The sequence below is a fragment of the Chroogloeocystis siderophila 5.2 s.c.1 genome (assembly GCF_001904655.1).
Classification (GTDB): Bacteria; Cyanobacteriota; Cyanobacteriia; order Cyanobacteriales; family Chroococcidiopsidaceae; genus Chroogloeocystis; species Chroogloeocystis siderophila.
The window spans coordinates 246396-261638 of the sequence record NZ_MRCC01000008.1; the positions used below are offsets into that span (position 1 = coordinate 246396).

Sequence of the window (15243 nt, forward strand, 5' to 3'; positions counted from 1 at the left end):
AACATAACCTTCAGGTGTTCTCTCTCAGGGGTACCGACCATATGCTCATCCTGTCTCACGATTTGTTCTAAACCCGAAAAATTATGATGAGATTTTTCCCAACTTAAGACATAGAGCAGTTGGTAAAAAAATCGCTAAAACTAACTTAATTGAACTAGCCGACAATCTCCTGCTTTTTAAAAACAGGAGAGGACGCGACGTTTCAGTTACATTATACGTCAAAGAGTTTCACCCCTGGCTAGAAAAACTCTGTCTTTCTCTAAAAAGTTAAAAAACCACATTGGCGCTACCTGGTATTTTATCCATCATTACAATGAACTATGCGCGTATTTAAAGCTATCATTCGTTACTCTATCCTTACTTGCTCATGACCACCAAATTATTGTTTATAGTTAATAGTTGCTGATAGTAATGATGAAGATTTTGACAAGCTTGCTCAAATGAGAACTGCTGGACATCTTGCAAAGCACGGTGAATAATCTCTAGATTATTAGTTGATAGTGCTTGGTAAATCCCATGGGCTAATCCTTCAACATCATCAGGTGGAACAAGATAGCCATTGATCCCATCAAGTAAGTATTCAGAGACAGCACCGCTATTGACAGTAACGACTGGAATTCCAGAAGCCATAGCTTCTACGATAGTCCGCCCGAAAGTTTCATAAGGAGAAGGGCTGCAAAAGACATCACAAGAAGCCAGTAAATTAGCCTTGGTTTTTCCTAGAAGAAAACCAGTGAAATGGATATCAGGAACTGGTGCAGCAAGACGTTGCAATTGGTTAACAACATTGAGTGGACCATCTCCAGCAATGATCAAAGAACAATTGGGTTGCTGGGACTTTAATTTAGCAAATGCTTCAATGAGCAAATCAACACGTTTTTCAAAGCCAAGACGCCCTAAGAAGAGTAAAACCTTGTGATCCTGTTCGTGCTCGCTAAGCCAAGGTGTTAACCATTGGCGGTTGCGACGATTGGGACTATAGGCGGAAATATCAATAGCATACGGCATTGTATGGACATTAGAAATTCCCATATCTTGACAGCTTTTGCTAGCGGCTTGACTAAAGCATATTGTTGTGTCAAAGGGGCGATACAAGTGCTTTGTTAAGTTGGAAGTACGAACAAAACCTCGCAACCACTGCCAGCCAGGATAAGCAGCTGAAAAATTGTAAACATCCGTATGGTATTCGGCGAGGTAAGGAATCTGATGCTGTTTGGCGTAGTGCCTGCCAGGTAGTTGCCAAGTGCTTAACAAGAAAAAGCGTTCTACGTCCGTCATAGTAATCAGGTTAGGCTTATAAAAGGCAAGCTTTTCGTTGATTTGACGCGCAACCGGAAACCTGGGTACATGAGTTAGGTGATAAGGAGGCCAAGGCTTTGAGGGATAACGTTCAATAATCAATTTCTCATCTAAATCCGATAGTGCCAGTGAGGAATTTAGTTCTTTATGTTGCCAATCGGGTGCAAATACAATCACACGATACATCCCTTGCTTTGCCAACCATTGGACACGCTCCCAGTTTGAGTGAGAAGTACCACTAATTTCTGGAGGAAAGGCTGTAACAAGAAAAGCGAGGGTATGGATTTTATCAGAACTCATTAATTTTAGCCTTGATAAATATGTTAAGTAATTAAGGTAAACAAGAGTTGGCGATTAGACAGGTTACCATGTCTTTAACTGCGGAACATTCAGAAAACCACTACGAATAAAGTACGAAAAATAAGTATCCAGCAATTTAGAATCTAGAGGATGACAAACAATGGAAGTACCTGTAAGTGCAGAGAGTGTCTCTTGGCAGCTAATGCGGGGTCTTCTATCTTGCTGATTCAACTCGATGTAAGTTCGCTGCTCTTTTGACCATTTTTGACAAAAGAACGGCAGGAGAGGGTAAAGAGGATTTTTCCTATCATTACTTAGCTTTACTTGCCAAGCCTCATAAGAAATTGGGTCAATTGGATAGCCCCAAGCGCAGATAATATCAACGAGCTTGCTCCAATGCAAAGGATGGGGATTTTGGAGGTGAAAAGCTTTTCCTAGCGACTCTTTTTGCCTTGATAAGTGGACAATTGCTCGGCTATTGTAGTCAACAGTAGAGAGATCTAACATAAGGTCTAGATCTGTCATAATACTCCCCATCTGGATACAGCCTTTAATCATTCGACAGAGAAAACCATTTGTGTTCCAAACACCAGTTTGGCTATGACCAGACACTAACGGTAGCCTATATACACAAACCGGAAGCCCTCGGTCGCGCGCAATTAGAACTAACCTCTCAGATACCCATTTACTCTGAGAGTAGCCTAGATAGATTCCCTCACTTTGATCAATCGGATCTGATTCTGTTAGTAGTTTTCCGTGATATGCAGATGATTCAAAAACAGCAACACTAGATATATGATGGACTGGCTTAACTTTGACTAAAGTTGCTAATCTTAGGATTTCTTGAGTTCCTAAAACATTAATAGACTTAAATTTGGAGTAAGGATAAACATAATTCAGCAAAGCTCCATTGTGATAAATAGTATCAACTTCGCTGGCTATCTTTTGAAACTGTTCATTAGTAAGACCCAATTGGGGTTGAGACAAATCACCTAAGATTGGAATAATTCTGGATCTGAAATGCTCGTTCCAGAGACCATATGATTCCAGGTTCTGTTGCAGCCTGATCTTTGCTGACTGAATATCGGGTGAGCGAACCAAACAATATATCTCAGCTTGAGTCTGCTCAAGGAGTTCTTGAAGTAAAAAGGCTCCTAGAAAACCAGTTGCACCAGTCAAAAGAATAACAGATGGTTCGATAACTAACTCATTGCATGTAGTGTTAGGGTAGATCGCTGAGTCTAGGACAGCTTCAGCATCTAGATCCACAGCATTCACAGCAACATCTACCTGAGAACTTCCTGTAATTAGTTGGTTAATCAATTGGGCTGCGATGTTGGCAATACTACTATCTTCTATCAACGCTCTCACTGGCAAATCTACGTGTAGTTCAGCCCGAATCAAGCCGATCAGTTCAACAGTCATTAATGAGTCGAGTCCCAAGTCATGGAGAGACTGCTGTATATCTAGCTGAGAGATAGGAAGCCCTAGCACCTGAACAACTTTACTTTGAAGGTAAGCAATCACAAGCTCTTGGCAATTACTTGCAGGGGCGTCGTGCAATCTTTGTAAAAGCTCGTGTTGTGCCGGCACTCGTTCGGCTACTTCCTGTGGCTCTGTTTTGCCAACTAATTCCGAGAGCAATGGCTGTTGTTTACCTGAACTTAACTGCTGCGCAAACACCGACCATTTGAAGGGCAAGACACCAATTTGCACTAAGTTCTGTCCTAGTACTTGCTCTAGCACCTGCAATCCTTGCTCTGGAGCAAGAGTACTTATTCCCTGGCTAGCCAAGCGAGCCAGCAGGCTGCTACTCAGACCAGCCGCCATTCCGGTACTGTTCCAAGGTCCCCAGTTGATGCTTAATCCTGGTAGTCCTAGTGAAAGGCGATAATGAGCTAGGACATCCATAAAAGCATTGGCTGCTGCATAATTCCCTTGACCAGGTGAGCCTAGCAACGAGGAGGCTGAGGAAAATAAAACAAAGAAATCTAGCGGCAACTTCTGAGTCAATATATGTAGATTCCAAGCCCCTTTAACTTTTGGGTTCATCACTCGCGTGAAGCGCTCCCAGTCTTGTTTGATCAGAACTCCATCGTCAAGAACACCAGCAGCGTGAACAACGCCTTGTAGAGGTGGCATTGATGCTTGAATTACTTCAAGCATTCTGGCGACATCTTTCTCATCAGAGACATCTGCTTGAACAACTAAAATCTTGGCTCCTGCCCGTTCCAGTTGAGCTAAAGTTCCCTTGACCCGACTTGAAACCTCACTACGCCCAGCTAGTACTAATTGTCGAACTCCCCGTTCTACCATCCACTGAGCAACTTTCAGCCCCAAGGCTCCCAGACCGCCAGTAATTAAGTAGGTGCTGTTCGACTGCAGCGAAACTTTTTGAGATGGTAATTGCTTCCGCACCAGGCGAGCAACATAACGCTGTTCATCTCGAAAGGCTAAATGATCTTCCCCTTGTGAATCTTCAATTTCTGCTAGTAGCTTTGTTGATTCCGCCGTAATCGAGTCGGGGACTAAACCATGCATTTCTCCAAACGGTGCTAAATCGAGTAGACCGCCAAAATATTCTGGGTGTTCTAGCGCCATCACTTTACCCAATCCCCACAAAGGAGCTTGTGCTACGGCGGGCGGCAAGGGTTGAACTGGCACTGCACCTCGAGTCACCAACCAAAAGCGAGGCGAGACTAACTGATTTTGCTTGACGAGAACTTGCAGTAAATACAGGATGCTGCCAACACCTAAAGCCTGAGCTTGTTCTAGAGCAGGAATGGTCAATCCGTCTGTTACTCCCGCTTCTAAACTCCACAGGTGAACAACTCCCTGTAAAGGTAAGTCAAGAGTAGATGAAGCCTCTTGGTACAGGCGTGTAAAATCTGCTGGGTTGGAAGGGTTGATCATCCATGTTCCGGTTTCTTTAATCTGATATCCACTTCCTGGATAAACCAGAATACATCTGTAGCCACGTGTATGCAAGAGTTCGGCTAGGGTTTGTCCTACACCCCCCATATCAGCCAAGATTATCCAACTACCAGGTTTTTGCAACTCGTTCTCTTGGCTTGTCGTCAATCGCCTTGGCTGAGCCTGCCATTCTACCTCATAAATCCAATCCTTGATTGATGCTGGTGTTAGCTGTTGTTGGTGATACTTGCCTAATACATCTAGCAGCTTGGGCAGTAATTGTAACTCATCTTCTGAGAGTTTTTCAGATGTTTCTAAATGTTCGATTAGCTGCTGAGTATTCCCCTGGTTTAGAAGGCTAACAATCGAGTTCTGGATTTGTTCTTGGGCTATGTCTCCTTTCGGGTATTCATTTTCAGCAATTTCTGCCCAATAACGCTGTCGTTGAAATGGATACGTTGGTAGTTGGAGACGGTGGCGGGAATAATCTTGGTCAAAGCCAGCCCAGTCTACTGGCACACCACGTACATGTAGTGTCCCCAAACCCTGGAGGATCTGTTGCCAATCCTCTCGCCCTGGATACAGGCTAGGAAGCCAATCCCCTAATTCTTCTGGTAGACAATATTGAGCCATCCCTAATAAGGTCGGCTTTGGTCCGACTTCCACAAACACTTTATATCCTTGCTGATACAAAGTCTCTATGCTTGCCGCAAATCTGACTGGCTGCCGCACATGACGACACCAATACTCTGGAGTCGCGAGTTCCTCTGTCGCAATTTTCCCAGTAACGTTAGAAATTAATTCTATGTTTGGCGATGAGTATGTTACATCTGCGGCAACCCGCTCAAAAGCTGCCAACATTGGCTCCATTAAGGGGGAATGAAAAGCATGAGAAACTTGCAACTTTTTCGTCTTGACGCCTGCAGCTTGTAAGCTAGCTACTACTGCCTGAACTGCCTGACACTGTCCGGAAATAACAATACTCTGTGGACCATTAATGGCAGCAATCGCGACAGCTTGGGCGTAGGGTTGAATGGCTGCGGCTACTTGTGCCTCGCTGGCAAACACAGCTACCATTTCACCATCTTGAGGCAGAGCCTGCATTAAACGCGCGCGTTCGGCAATCAATTTCAGACCATCCTTGAGACTAAATACCCCTGCTGCACAAGCAGCAACGTACTCCCCCACACTATGACCCATGACAACTTTGGGTTGTATGCCCCAAGCTTGCCATAATTGAAACAGCGCATATTCCAGCACAAATAAGGCTGGTTGAGTATAAACTGTTTCATTTAGGGGAGAGCTTAGCCCTGGTGCGGGATACAGAACTGACAGTAGGGATTGTCCCAAATAGGGCTGCAGAATTTGATCGCAATCGTCGAGAGTTTGGCGAAAGCTTGGTTGAGTTTCGTAGAGTTGACGTCCCATACCTACATACTGAGAACCTTGACCCGTAAATAAAAATGCTATCTTCGGGCGTTTTTTGGTACTTATCTTGCCACTCATCAGTCTGGTAGTTGGACGGGCAGAACTAAAAGCAACCAATTGCTCGCGCAACTGTACAGTAGATTTAGCTACGATAGCAAGACGATAGTCAAAATGCGATCGCCCTGTATTAGCAGTAAAGCAAAGATCTGCTAAAGACACCTCAGGATTAGTTGCTAAGAAATCTTCATAACGTTGTGCTAGTTCTCCCAAAGCCTTTTCACCTTTTGCGGATAGAGTAAGAAGGTGAACAGGGCGTTCGATCTCATTATCTACCTTAGAAGGAATAGGTGCTTCTTCCAAGATCGCGTGGCAATTCGTACCACCAAAGCCAAATGCGCTTACCCCAGCTAAGCGCCGCTCTGTATCAGCTGACCAAGGTTGACACTCAGTAGGAATAGAAAAAGTTGTCCCTGCCAAAGAGATATATGGATTCAGCTGTTTTAGATGCAGGTGCGGTGGGATTTCCTGATGTTGCAGCGAAAGCACCAGCTTAATGACACCAGCTATTCCAGAAGCAGCTTCCAGATGTCCAATATTAGTCTTGACTGAAGCAATCCAGCAGGGCTGGTCTGGTTTACGATTCTGCATCAGCACAGCTTTTAGAGACTTAACTTCGATGGGATCTCCTAAAGACGTGCCAGTGCCATGAGCTTCAACATAGCTAACCTGTGCTGGTGAGACTCCAGCATTTTTCAAAGCTTGGTAGATAACTGCCTGTTGGGAAGGTCCGTTAGGGGCTGTGAGTCCATTGCTAAGCCCATCTTGGTTAACAGCCGTACCCCTGATAATCGCCAAAGTGTTGTCTCCATCCCTCAGGGCATCCGAGAGACGCTTGAGCACGACTATACCGCATCCTTCTCCTCGAACATAACCATCTGCACTAGCGTCGAAGGTCTTACAGCGACCATCAGCTGCCATCATTCGAGCGTGGGAGTAAGTGATGGTCGGCTCCGGAGACAACATCAAGCTGACCCCACCCACCAGGCACAGGTTAGACTCTGTACTTTGTAAACTCCGACAGGCAAAATGTAACGCTACCAACGACGAAGAGCAGGCAGTTTCGATTGCTACACTTGGTCCGCGCAGGTTCAATATATAAGAGAGACGATTGGCGATAATACCAAGGGTGTTGCCACTGCCATCATAGGCGTTCACACGGGCTAAATCCTTAGCTAATAATCGACCATAGTCGTAGTTGCCAACACCTATAAAAACCCCTGTTTGGCTGCCACTCAGCTTGTCCGGTGCTATTCCGGCATTTTCTAGAGCTTCCCAGCCTACTTCTAAGACCAACCTTTGCTGAGGATCCATTCGCTCTGCTTCGCGGGGAGAGATCCCGAAAAAGCTTGGATCAAATCGATCCACCTGCTCCAAAAAACCACCCCAGCGGGTGTTCATTTTTCCTGGTGTAGCTGGTTGTGGGTTGTAGAATTTATCAACATCCCACCGCTCCTTTGGTACCTCAGTAATAGCATCCACACCGTAACGCAAGAGATGCCAGAAGGATTCAGGATTTTTAGCACCAGGAAGACGACAGCCAATGCCGATAATTGCTATAGGTTCCACTTCAAAGCCTCTAACTACAGATGTTTCTACTAAGGTGCCAGATACTCACCTTGGTGATAATCAGAACCAACTTCAGGCAACAGACCTAGAGAACTGCTCAAACGCCTTGATATTTTGTTGAATAGCCTGATGAATCGAACCACCTGCAGCCATTAGGCGCAGTTCACGATTGACAGGCCACAGGTAATCGATAGGGTCAAACATCCGACGGAGTTCTGTCAAGAGACGATGGTGATACTTCAGAGTCACATGAAAACCCTCTTGCTCCTGACACAAGCACCGTTTCAGCCACTGTAGTGCTTCTTCGGCAGACATATCAAATACAGGAGACTGTAGCAACTTGTAAAACGAGAGCATAAACGAGGCATCACTTCGGAATATGGCAGGTAGCCCACCAGAAAGACCCTTCAGAACTACACTTTGTGCCCTATAGATTGTCAAATTAGCTAGGAACTGCTCATAGGCTGTGGGTTTTGGGAAGTCTTTATACAGATCTTGAGCAATTAACTGGGAAGTCGTGGTGTGGAAAGATTCATCCAAGAGGTGGTAGTGGGAGACAGCTACTGGAACTGGAATAAACTCACCTTGCTTTTCTAATTCTCTGTAGTAGTGAGAATAGCGGTATTCGTAGTTCTTAATCAGCATATTCGCCATGTAGCGGGTGGTGTAGAACACGCAAGCTAAAAAAGGCGAACTTCCACAGTTCAAAGTAAAAAACTGCAGCAAAGGTCGAGGTGCTAGTTGCCCTAACAAACCGGTTGTTTGAGCAGGGATTGATTCACCTTTCTCTTCCAATTCTTTCAGATACTGGGAATAGCAGTGTGCCTGTTTTTTTAGTAATACCTGATTAGTAGCGAAGCGAAAGATATACTCCTGAACCATTGATAATGGAGAACTTTGCCAGTCAAAGGTGAAAATTTGAGAGCACCGTTTAGATGTCAATCCTCTTGCTAAATCATTTTTTTTAGATGACTTACCTTGGGCAGAAGCATTAAATGCGGATTGACTTAACAAAGCTCTTTTCGTTTTGTAACCAATCATGTGGAACGCATGAATGTGGTGTCGCTCCTGCTCTGTTTCCAGAGCTAGCTCTTGGCAAAGTGTCTCGTATCCACCAATATTGCCAAAAACGCCAGCTGTCACCTGATTGTAAAGTACTGCATTAGCTTCAGTAGCAGCAGTCTGATTATATTGTGTTGCCCAATAGAGGTGGTTGAGAGCCAGCTTCTGCGAGAGGGAGGCTTCTTCGTAAAGCGGAGTACCGTAAAAGAGTGAAAGCTCTGGTTCACTCCAATAATAGTCACTATCATTACTGTAGTTAAACTGCTTGTCTAGTGCCTCAATTTTCTCAGTGTAGTCCGAATCACAGTTACGCCGATAGGTAATTTCTGTCAGTTTAATATGCTTCTTTACCTTGATATCAGATGAAGTTGCCTGCTCTGCTACAGCCGATTGTTTAGTAGTATCTACCATAACTTTCTGTTGGAGGATAAGAGTACAAGTGTTGCTCTATCATCGGTACCTACATTTTGGCGCCCAACTCTTCAGCTAAATGTCGAGTCAAATCCTCAATAGTAGGATAGTCGTATATCAGAGTGGGATCAACCTTACTATCTAGCCAAGCCTCTAGATCGCCAGTTAAACCAACTACTACAGCCGAATCCAAACCATAACGATCAAAAGGAATTGTGGTATCAATCTCATCAGGATTGATTTCAAGTAGGTCAGCTAGATATGAGACTATCCATGCTTGAATTTCTGCCGCAGTCGGCGCTATTTTACGTACGTTCTCTTTGGTAGTATGAATACTGTCTGAAACTGTAAGCGTTTTTGTTGCTTGCAGATTCTGAATTTCCATTGCTTAAATCCTTTAAAGCTTAAATTAATACTCTTTGGCTCCCAGTTACGTAAGTGTCCTTACTGACTGAGAAATGGCTACAGTGATGGTGTAACAGAATTTTGTCGTCCTTTAACCATGCCGATTTCTTGTAGGCGAAAAGTATTAGGTAATCTGTCACACAAACTTTGACGACTACCAAAACTTGGAAATGATGACTGAAGCTAATTTTGCAGTGGTAGTAGTCTAATCCGCTACTTTTGCAGTTTACTAGTTAGTACTTTCTGTAACACTGATTCAACCTCCGTGTGTAGATGCAGAAACTTTGCTTTGCTTTGAGGATTCTCACTCCAATCTTCCACGACGTCCAAATTTCCAGTCAGAAACTTAGAACGACAAGCATAGCGCTGAATCTTACCACTCGAAGTCTTGGGAATGCTCCCAGTTTTAACAAGTACTGCTGCGTAAACCTGGATACCGTGTTGCTCCGCTACGGCTTGACGGATATTCTCTATAATTTCGTTCATATTTAACTTACGCAAGTAACTCCGCTTCACCTCCTGAACAATAACTAAGCGCTCCGAACCCTTTACTTCCACTGCGAATGCAGCCCCACAACAAGGTTGTAAAGCCGGATGGCTCTTGTCTACTGTCAGTTCAATGTCTTGAGGATAATGGTTTTGCCCCCGAATAATGATTAGGTCTTTAATACGTCCAGTAATGAATAATTCGTCATTGTGCAAAAATCCCAAGTCTCCGGTACGTAGAAACGGCCCTGCAGATCTATCTGCTAGGTATGCATGAAAAGTTTGCTTTGTTTCTTCCGGTCGATTCCAATAGCCTTGAGCTATGCTCGGACTTGACACCCAAACTTCTCCCACTGTATTAGCAGGACATAAAGTTAATGAATCAGGGTCAATGATCGCAATTTCCTGGTTTAGCCAACTCTGACCACAGCTGACAATTGCTCGAGTACCTTCTTTCCCCGCAGAGGCTACTACTCGGTTTTGCTCAAGTTCTGTCCCGCTAACACGATGGATAATCGGCAAAGCTGTTTTCTGAGTCCCGGAAACAATCAAGGTCGCTTCAGCTAACCCGTAGCAAGGCAGAAAAGCCTCCCTCCGGAAGCCACAGGCTGCAAACTTAGCTGCAAACTGCTCTAGTGTTTCTGCACGTACGGGTTCGGCTCCTGTGAAAGCTACGTCCCAGCTGCTTAGGTCAAGATCAGCCATCTGTTCTGGCTTAATCTTGCGCACACACAGATCATAGGCAAAATTAGGTCCACCACTGGTAGTAGCTTGGTAACGAGAAATTGCCCGTAGCCAACGATAGGGTCTTTGAAGAAAGTCTACGGGTGACATTAGTGTAACTGAGCAACCGCCGAAAAGAGCCTGCAGCACTCCGCCAATCAACCCCATGTCATGATAGGGTGGCAACCAGATTACACCTTTGCTATTGGGCGTATGAGCAAAACATTTATGGATTAGAGCTGAATTGTGCAAAAGGTTGCCATGGCTCACCATAACGCCTTTCGGTGTACCCGTAGAGCCAGATGTGTACTGCAAAAAAGCTAAGGTGTTGTTGGTCAGTTGCGGCTTCTGCCACGCCCCGCCTAAGTTATAAGTAGCAATACTATCTGTGGCTAGCCAGCACAATTTGGTTAATTCCAGTTCCTTGACAAAGGAACTCTCTATATTGCTGATTAAGGAAGTCTTGGTAAGTGCTAACGTTGCCTGAGCATCCATCACAATCGCCTGCAACCTAGATAAAGTTTGATTGCGCCGAGGTGGATAAGCAGGAACAGCCACAATTCCAGCATATAAACACCCCAAGAAGGCAGTAATGAACTCCAATCCTGGTGGGTAGAGAAGCAAGGCACGGGAGCCTATGGTATCCAGATTCTGAAGCTTAGCTGCGATCACCCGTGCTTGTTGATCTAAATCTTTGTAAGTTAGGCTACCTACTTCTATTTCCCCATCCTGCAAAAAGGTACAGGCTTTTCGCTCAGGATGCTTTCGCGCCCTATACTCTAGTAGATCCACTAAGGATAAAAATTTATCTTTAATTTCGCTTGAATAATCGTGATCAGCGGTCATATTATCAACACCCTTCAACTAAAAAATAAAACTAAAAATTTTTAACTTTAAAGATTACAGCCTATTAACCTGTTCCTTGTCACTTACTTTGTAGAAGTAAAAACTGCTTCAAGTTCTCAGTCCAATACTGAGTCAATTTCCACGAACGGACAAAACATTTTTTTAAACAAGAAATAGTCTTTTGTATCTTTTCATATATTTAGCTTGCAGTTTAAACCAGCTTTTTTTAGTTGAGTCCAATTTCTCACATCTTCCTAAAAATTGCAACAATTTATTTTTTTATTTTGGTAAAAAATGATACAAAAAAGTACTACAACTATCCCTTGAATCAGTATTTTTCTGAACATAGTTCCAGAATCTGAAAAAAAGTGACTTCCTATACATAGAACTTGTACTTTTGCATTTCCGTCATCTCATTCCCTGTATTTTGGAAAAATGAAAATTCACTCATAAGATAAGTTTTTTAAATTATCTTCTTAAAAGTTTGCCTTATTTTCTTTCTCAAAATTTTATTCACTCCAGTTCAGTAAATAAAATTATTTTTTAAAGATATAGAGGTTACTAACTATACTATTAATCATACTTTATAGATTGCTAATTATGAACTATAGCAATCTGGAATCATTTGTGAAAAAATACTGAAAGAGGGTAGAGTATTTTTTAATACAGATGTGCAGGGTGCAAAGATGTGGATTCAATCATTAGAAGATTTTATCAAAAATAGCCACGATAAACGTGAAATCATGTGAGCGCTCGCAGTCAAAATGCTGGTATGTGGATACAAACATAAAGAGATAATGCCAATATTGGATGTTTTATCAGGCTTTATAAGTACATGGAAAAAAGCACTCTTTCAAAATGGAGTTGAGGGGTTAAAGTTAGCGCATAAAGGAAGCAGAGGGTTTTTAGATGTTCCAGAACATCGGTCGTTGATTGAATGGTTACAAACCAAAGCTAAATGGACTTTTAATGAGCTAGAGTACCACATTGCATCTAAGTGTGGGGTTACATTTGAGTCCAAACAAAGCTACTATAATTTGTTTATTGCTGGAAGCGCGACGAGCCGAGATAGAATTGGGGGAACTAGTCGTATTCATGGTTGACGAATGTCATCTCCTCTGGGCGATATATGTAGATATGTGTGGGGTAAAACCAGTGAGCGAGTCACAATTCCAGTTGAAAATACCCGTTTTAAGCAAACATACTTCAGTGGATTGACTACAGAACTAAGGAATTTCTAACTTTTAGGGCTACAAAAGGTGATTCTGAAAACACAATGAATTTCTTAGAATATCTGCGTTTGCAGCGTCCAAAAGCAAAACTTTAATTATTTGGGATGGCATAAGTTACCACAGGTCACAGCAAATTAAAGACTATTTAGACTCTTTAAATGCGGAACTTGAACAGGAAAAATGGTTAGTAACTTGTGAACAGTTTGCCCCAAATGCTCCACAGCAAAAACCAGTCGAGGATATTTGGTTACAAGCCAAAAGACTGATTAGAGAATTTTATTTCTTCTGCCATTCTTTTTTGTTCGTTAAGGCTTTATTTGAGTTATCAGTCAATTGTCACAAGTTTGGCTTTTCTAAACTCCATCACTATAGTGTTTTCTCAGAAATCATTTAGGATTGCTATAGTTATTTTTTTTAGGTAACTTAACTAGGTTAGTGGCTATCTGGCAATACTTACGATGCTTGATGTTGCTTACCGTACTAAGCAGAGCATATTTAAGAGAAGAGTAGTGTACTGTAGCCATGAATGAAATAAACCAATGAAAAAAATCATTATTTTCGAAGTACTGACTAGCAAGAACTGCATGAACTTCTGCGTAAATTTGCCGAATAGGGGCTATCTCAAAGCGTTCTTTTGCTAGAGCATAATTCTTACTAATGCGTATGAACCGATATTTTTTCTTAAGTTTAAAATTCTTGGTATCAGTTATCTGACCTTGGGTATGCTTTCGTTTAGTTACAGTTATCAGTTTTGTATAAACTGGACTATAACCACAAAGTAGGCAGCGTATATACAAGTCACAATCTTCACTTCCTAGTTTAAAAGTTTCGTCGAACAAGCCTACTTCATTTAAAGCTTGTCGCGGTATGACAACGGAAGAAAGAGTATAAATAAAAGTTGAGACAAACAAATGATGAATAGGAGAATTATACTTCTTTAAATCAGGTTGCTGCAGCTTAAGGTGTTTGCAATCTCGTTCTAGGTCCCAAATCACCAGATCGCTGATGCCGAAACATCTACTATTGGCTTCTATAGCGGTAATCTGACTTTTTAAGTGATTCGGTTGCCAAAGATCGTCAGAATCGAGAAAAGCAATGTATTTGCCTCTAGCTTTTAATAAAGCTTGGTTCCGCGCAGCGCCTGCTCCTACATTTTGCTTGAGGCTAATTAGATGGACAAAGGAATACTTCTGGCGAATGATTTCTGAAGTTCTATCACGAGAATTATCATCGATGACAATGACTTCAATAATGCCATCAAATTGTTGAGAAAGCACACTTGCTAATGCTTCTTCCAACATCGCCATCCGATTATAGGTGGGAATGATCACTGATACGTCAGGATCTGATCCTATGGAGTCTTGAGAAAAATCTGCTATTATCATTACTACTTGCTTCAAAAGGTTATACTACAAAAGTAGGATAAAATAAAGGGTAAGAGTGCATTTCCAAATAAATTGTGGTAGTCCTGAACAAGTAAGGATAAAGGTGTAAATGGCAGTTCTAAATACGCAAGAGTTCGTTGTAATGATGGATGAAATACCAGACGGCTCCAATATGGTTTTCGAGCTTTTTAGAGAAAGATAAGGTTTCTCGAACTAGACGTGATACTCGTTGGCGTAAAGTACAATTAAAGCGTTCAACTAAGTTAGTTTTACCGCTCTTCTTGCTAACTACTCTATGCCTAGACTTGGGAAAAATTTCCTCATAGGCAGACCAAAAATCGGTGTAAGATACTGCACACTGTCGGTAAAGGGCGGGTAAAGATTGCCATAAACCTGCTGCTCCTTTCCGGCTACGCACACCAACATAAACACCAACAACTTCTTGTGTTGTTGTATCTAATGCTAACCAGATCCACTGCTTGTTCTTCTTGTGGAGTACAAAAGACCACATTTCATCACACTGGATGGTTAGTCGCCCCTTTTTTCTTGAAAACTTTGCTCAACGGGGGAAACCCCCACACGCAAGTTTCCGCTTTTTCGGCCAGACCTCTACTTCTTTTGGCACTGCTTCATATAAGTTATTGACGTAAGTTTGTCACCATCGTTCTGATACTCCAGTAACTCTAGCAATGCCAGCTAAAGGGATTTTTTTTAATAATAGTTTGTCTATTAATTCTTTAGTTTCCTGTTCAATCACCTTGTTCTTCGGATTTAGAACAAATTGTCTAGAGCAGCTTTTGCACTTGAAATTCTGGTTACCGTTATGGATGAACCCGTTTTTGACTACACGAGTAGAGCTACAGCGTGGACAGGAGATAATACTTTTCGACATGATGATTTTGCTTGGAGCTACCTACCCTTATATCCTTACCTATTCAGGACTACCTAAATTGTTAAACGTTTTCCTGCTGTTGATTCACCCTTATATCCTTACCTATTCAGGACTACCTAAATTGTTAAACGTTTTCCTGCTGTTGATTCACCCTTATATCCTTACCTATTCAGGACTACCTAAATTGTTAAACGTTTTCCTGCTGTTGATTCAGTTGTTCAGCAAGTCGTTGTAA

The 15243-nt window shown here is 42.6% G+C and carries 7 protein-coding genes and 2 pseudogenes; 2 read left to right on the forward strand and 7 right to left on the reverse strand.

All coding sequences use genetic code 11. The annotated features are described in order from the left end of the window. Positions 1-82 precede the first annotated feature (82 nt). A pseudogene (locus NIES1031_RS26370) lies at positions 83-327 on the forward strand (hypothetical protein); the annotation flags it as partial. A 30-nt stretch (positions 328-357) separates the two neighbouring features. Here the strand turns inward: NIES1031_RS26370 and NIES1031_RS11945 are convergent. From NIES1031_RS11945 to NIES1031_RS11965, 5 genes are all read right to left on the reverse strand, one after another. After that, on the reverse strand, positions 358-1599 hold the full coding sequence (locus tag NIES1031_RS11945; protein WP_073549584.1) for a glycosyltransferase: 1242 nt from the start codon (positions 1597-1599) through the stop codon (positions 358-360). A gap of 63 nt (positions 1600-1662) precedes the next feature. Beyond that, a complete protein-coding gene (locus NIES1031_RS11950) occupies positions 1663-7566 on the reverse strand; it encodes a type I polyketide synthase (RefSeq protein WP_073549585.1) in 5904 nt (1967 codons plus the stop codon). Positions 7567-7638: 72 nt separating this feature from the next. After that, the gene (locus tag NIES1031_RS11955) at positions 7639-9039 is read right to left on the reverse strand and encodes a hypothetical protein (protein WP_073549586.1); all 1401 of its coding nucleotides are present in this window, start codon (positions 9037-9039) and stop codon (positions 7639-7641) included. 49 nt (positions 9040-9088) lie between these two features. Next, on the reverse strand, positions 9089-9424 hold the full coding sequence (locus tag NIES1031_RS11960; protein ID WP_084544323.1) for an acyl carrier protein: 336 nt from the start codon (positions 9422-9424) through the stop codon (positions 9089-9091). A gap of 233 nt (positions 9425-9657) precedes the next feature. Beyond that, positions 9658-11499, reverse strand: coding sequence for a fatty acyl-AMP ligase (locus tag NIES1031_RS11965; protein ID WP_073549587.1), 1842 nt, complete (start codon positions 11497-11499; stop codon positions 9658-9660). A gap of 797 nt (positions 11500-12296) precedes the next feature. Between NIES1031_RS11965 and NIES1031_RS24955 the strand changes: the two genes are divergently transcribed. Next, positions 12297-12602, forward strand: a complete 306-nt coding sequence (locus tag NIES1031_RS24955) for a COG3415 family protein (protein ID WP_218596779.1) — start codon at positions 12297-12299, stop codon at positions 12600-12602. A gap of 515 nt (positions 12603-13117) precedes the next feature. Here the strand turns inward: NIES1031_RS24955 and NIES1031_RS11975 are convergent. Continuing rightward, positions 13118-14116 carry a glycosyltransferase family 2 protein gene (locus NIES1031_RS11975; protein WP_073549588.1) on the reverse strand — a complete coding sequence of 333 codons (999 nt, stop codon included), beginning with the start codon at positions 14114-14116 and terminating at the stop codon, positions 13118-13120. A 118-nt stretch (positions 14117-14234) separates the two neighbouring features. After that, positions 14235-15008, reverse strand: a pseudogene (locus tag NIES1031_RS11980) (IS1 family transposase). Between the last annotated feature and the right edge of the window lie 235 nt (positions 15009-15243).

Coding starts and splice junctions, on each gene's coding strand:
- NIES1031_RS11945 (WP_073549584.1), bottom strand. CDS start 1,599: ATGAGTTCTGATAAAATCCATACCCTCGCTTTTCTTGTTACAGCCTTT.
- NIES1031_RS11955 (WP_073549586.1), bottom strand. CDS start 9,039: ATGGTAGATACTACTAAACAATCGGCTGTAGCAGAGCAGGCAACTTCA.
- NIES1031_RS11960 (WP_084544323.1), bottom strand. CDS start 9,424: ATGGAAATTCAGAATCTGCAAGCAACAAAAACGCTTACAGTTTCAGAC.
- NIES1031_RS11965 (WP_073549587.1), bottom strand. CDS start 11,499: ATGACCGCTGATCACGATTATTCAAGCGAAATTAAAGATAAATTTTTA.
- NIES1031_RS24955 (WP_218596779.1), top strand. CDS start 12,297: ATGCCAATATTGGATGTTTTATCAGGCTTTATAAGTACATGGAAAAAA.
- NIES1031_RS11975 (WP_073549588.1), bottom strand. CDS start 14,116: ATGATAATAGCAGATTTTTCTCAAGACTCCATAGGATCAGATCCTGAC.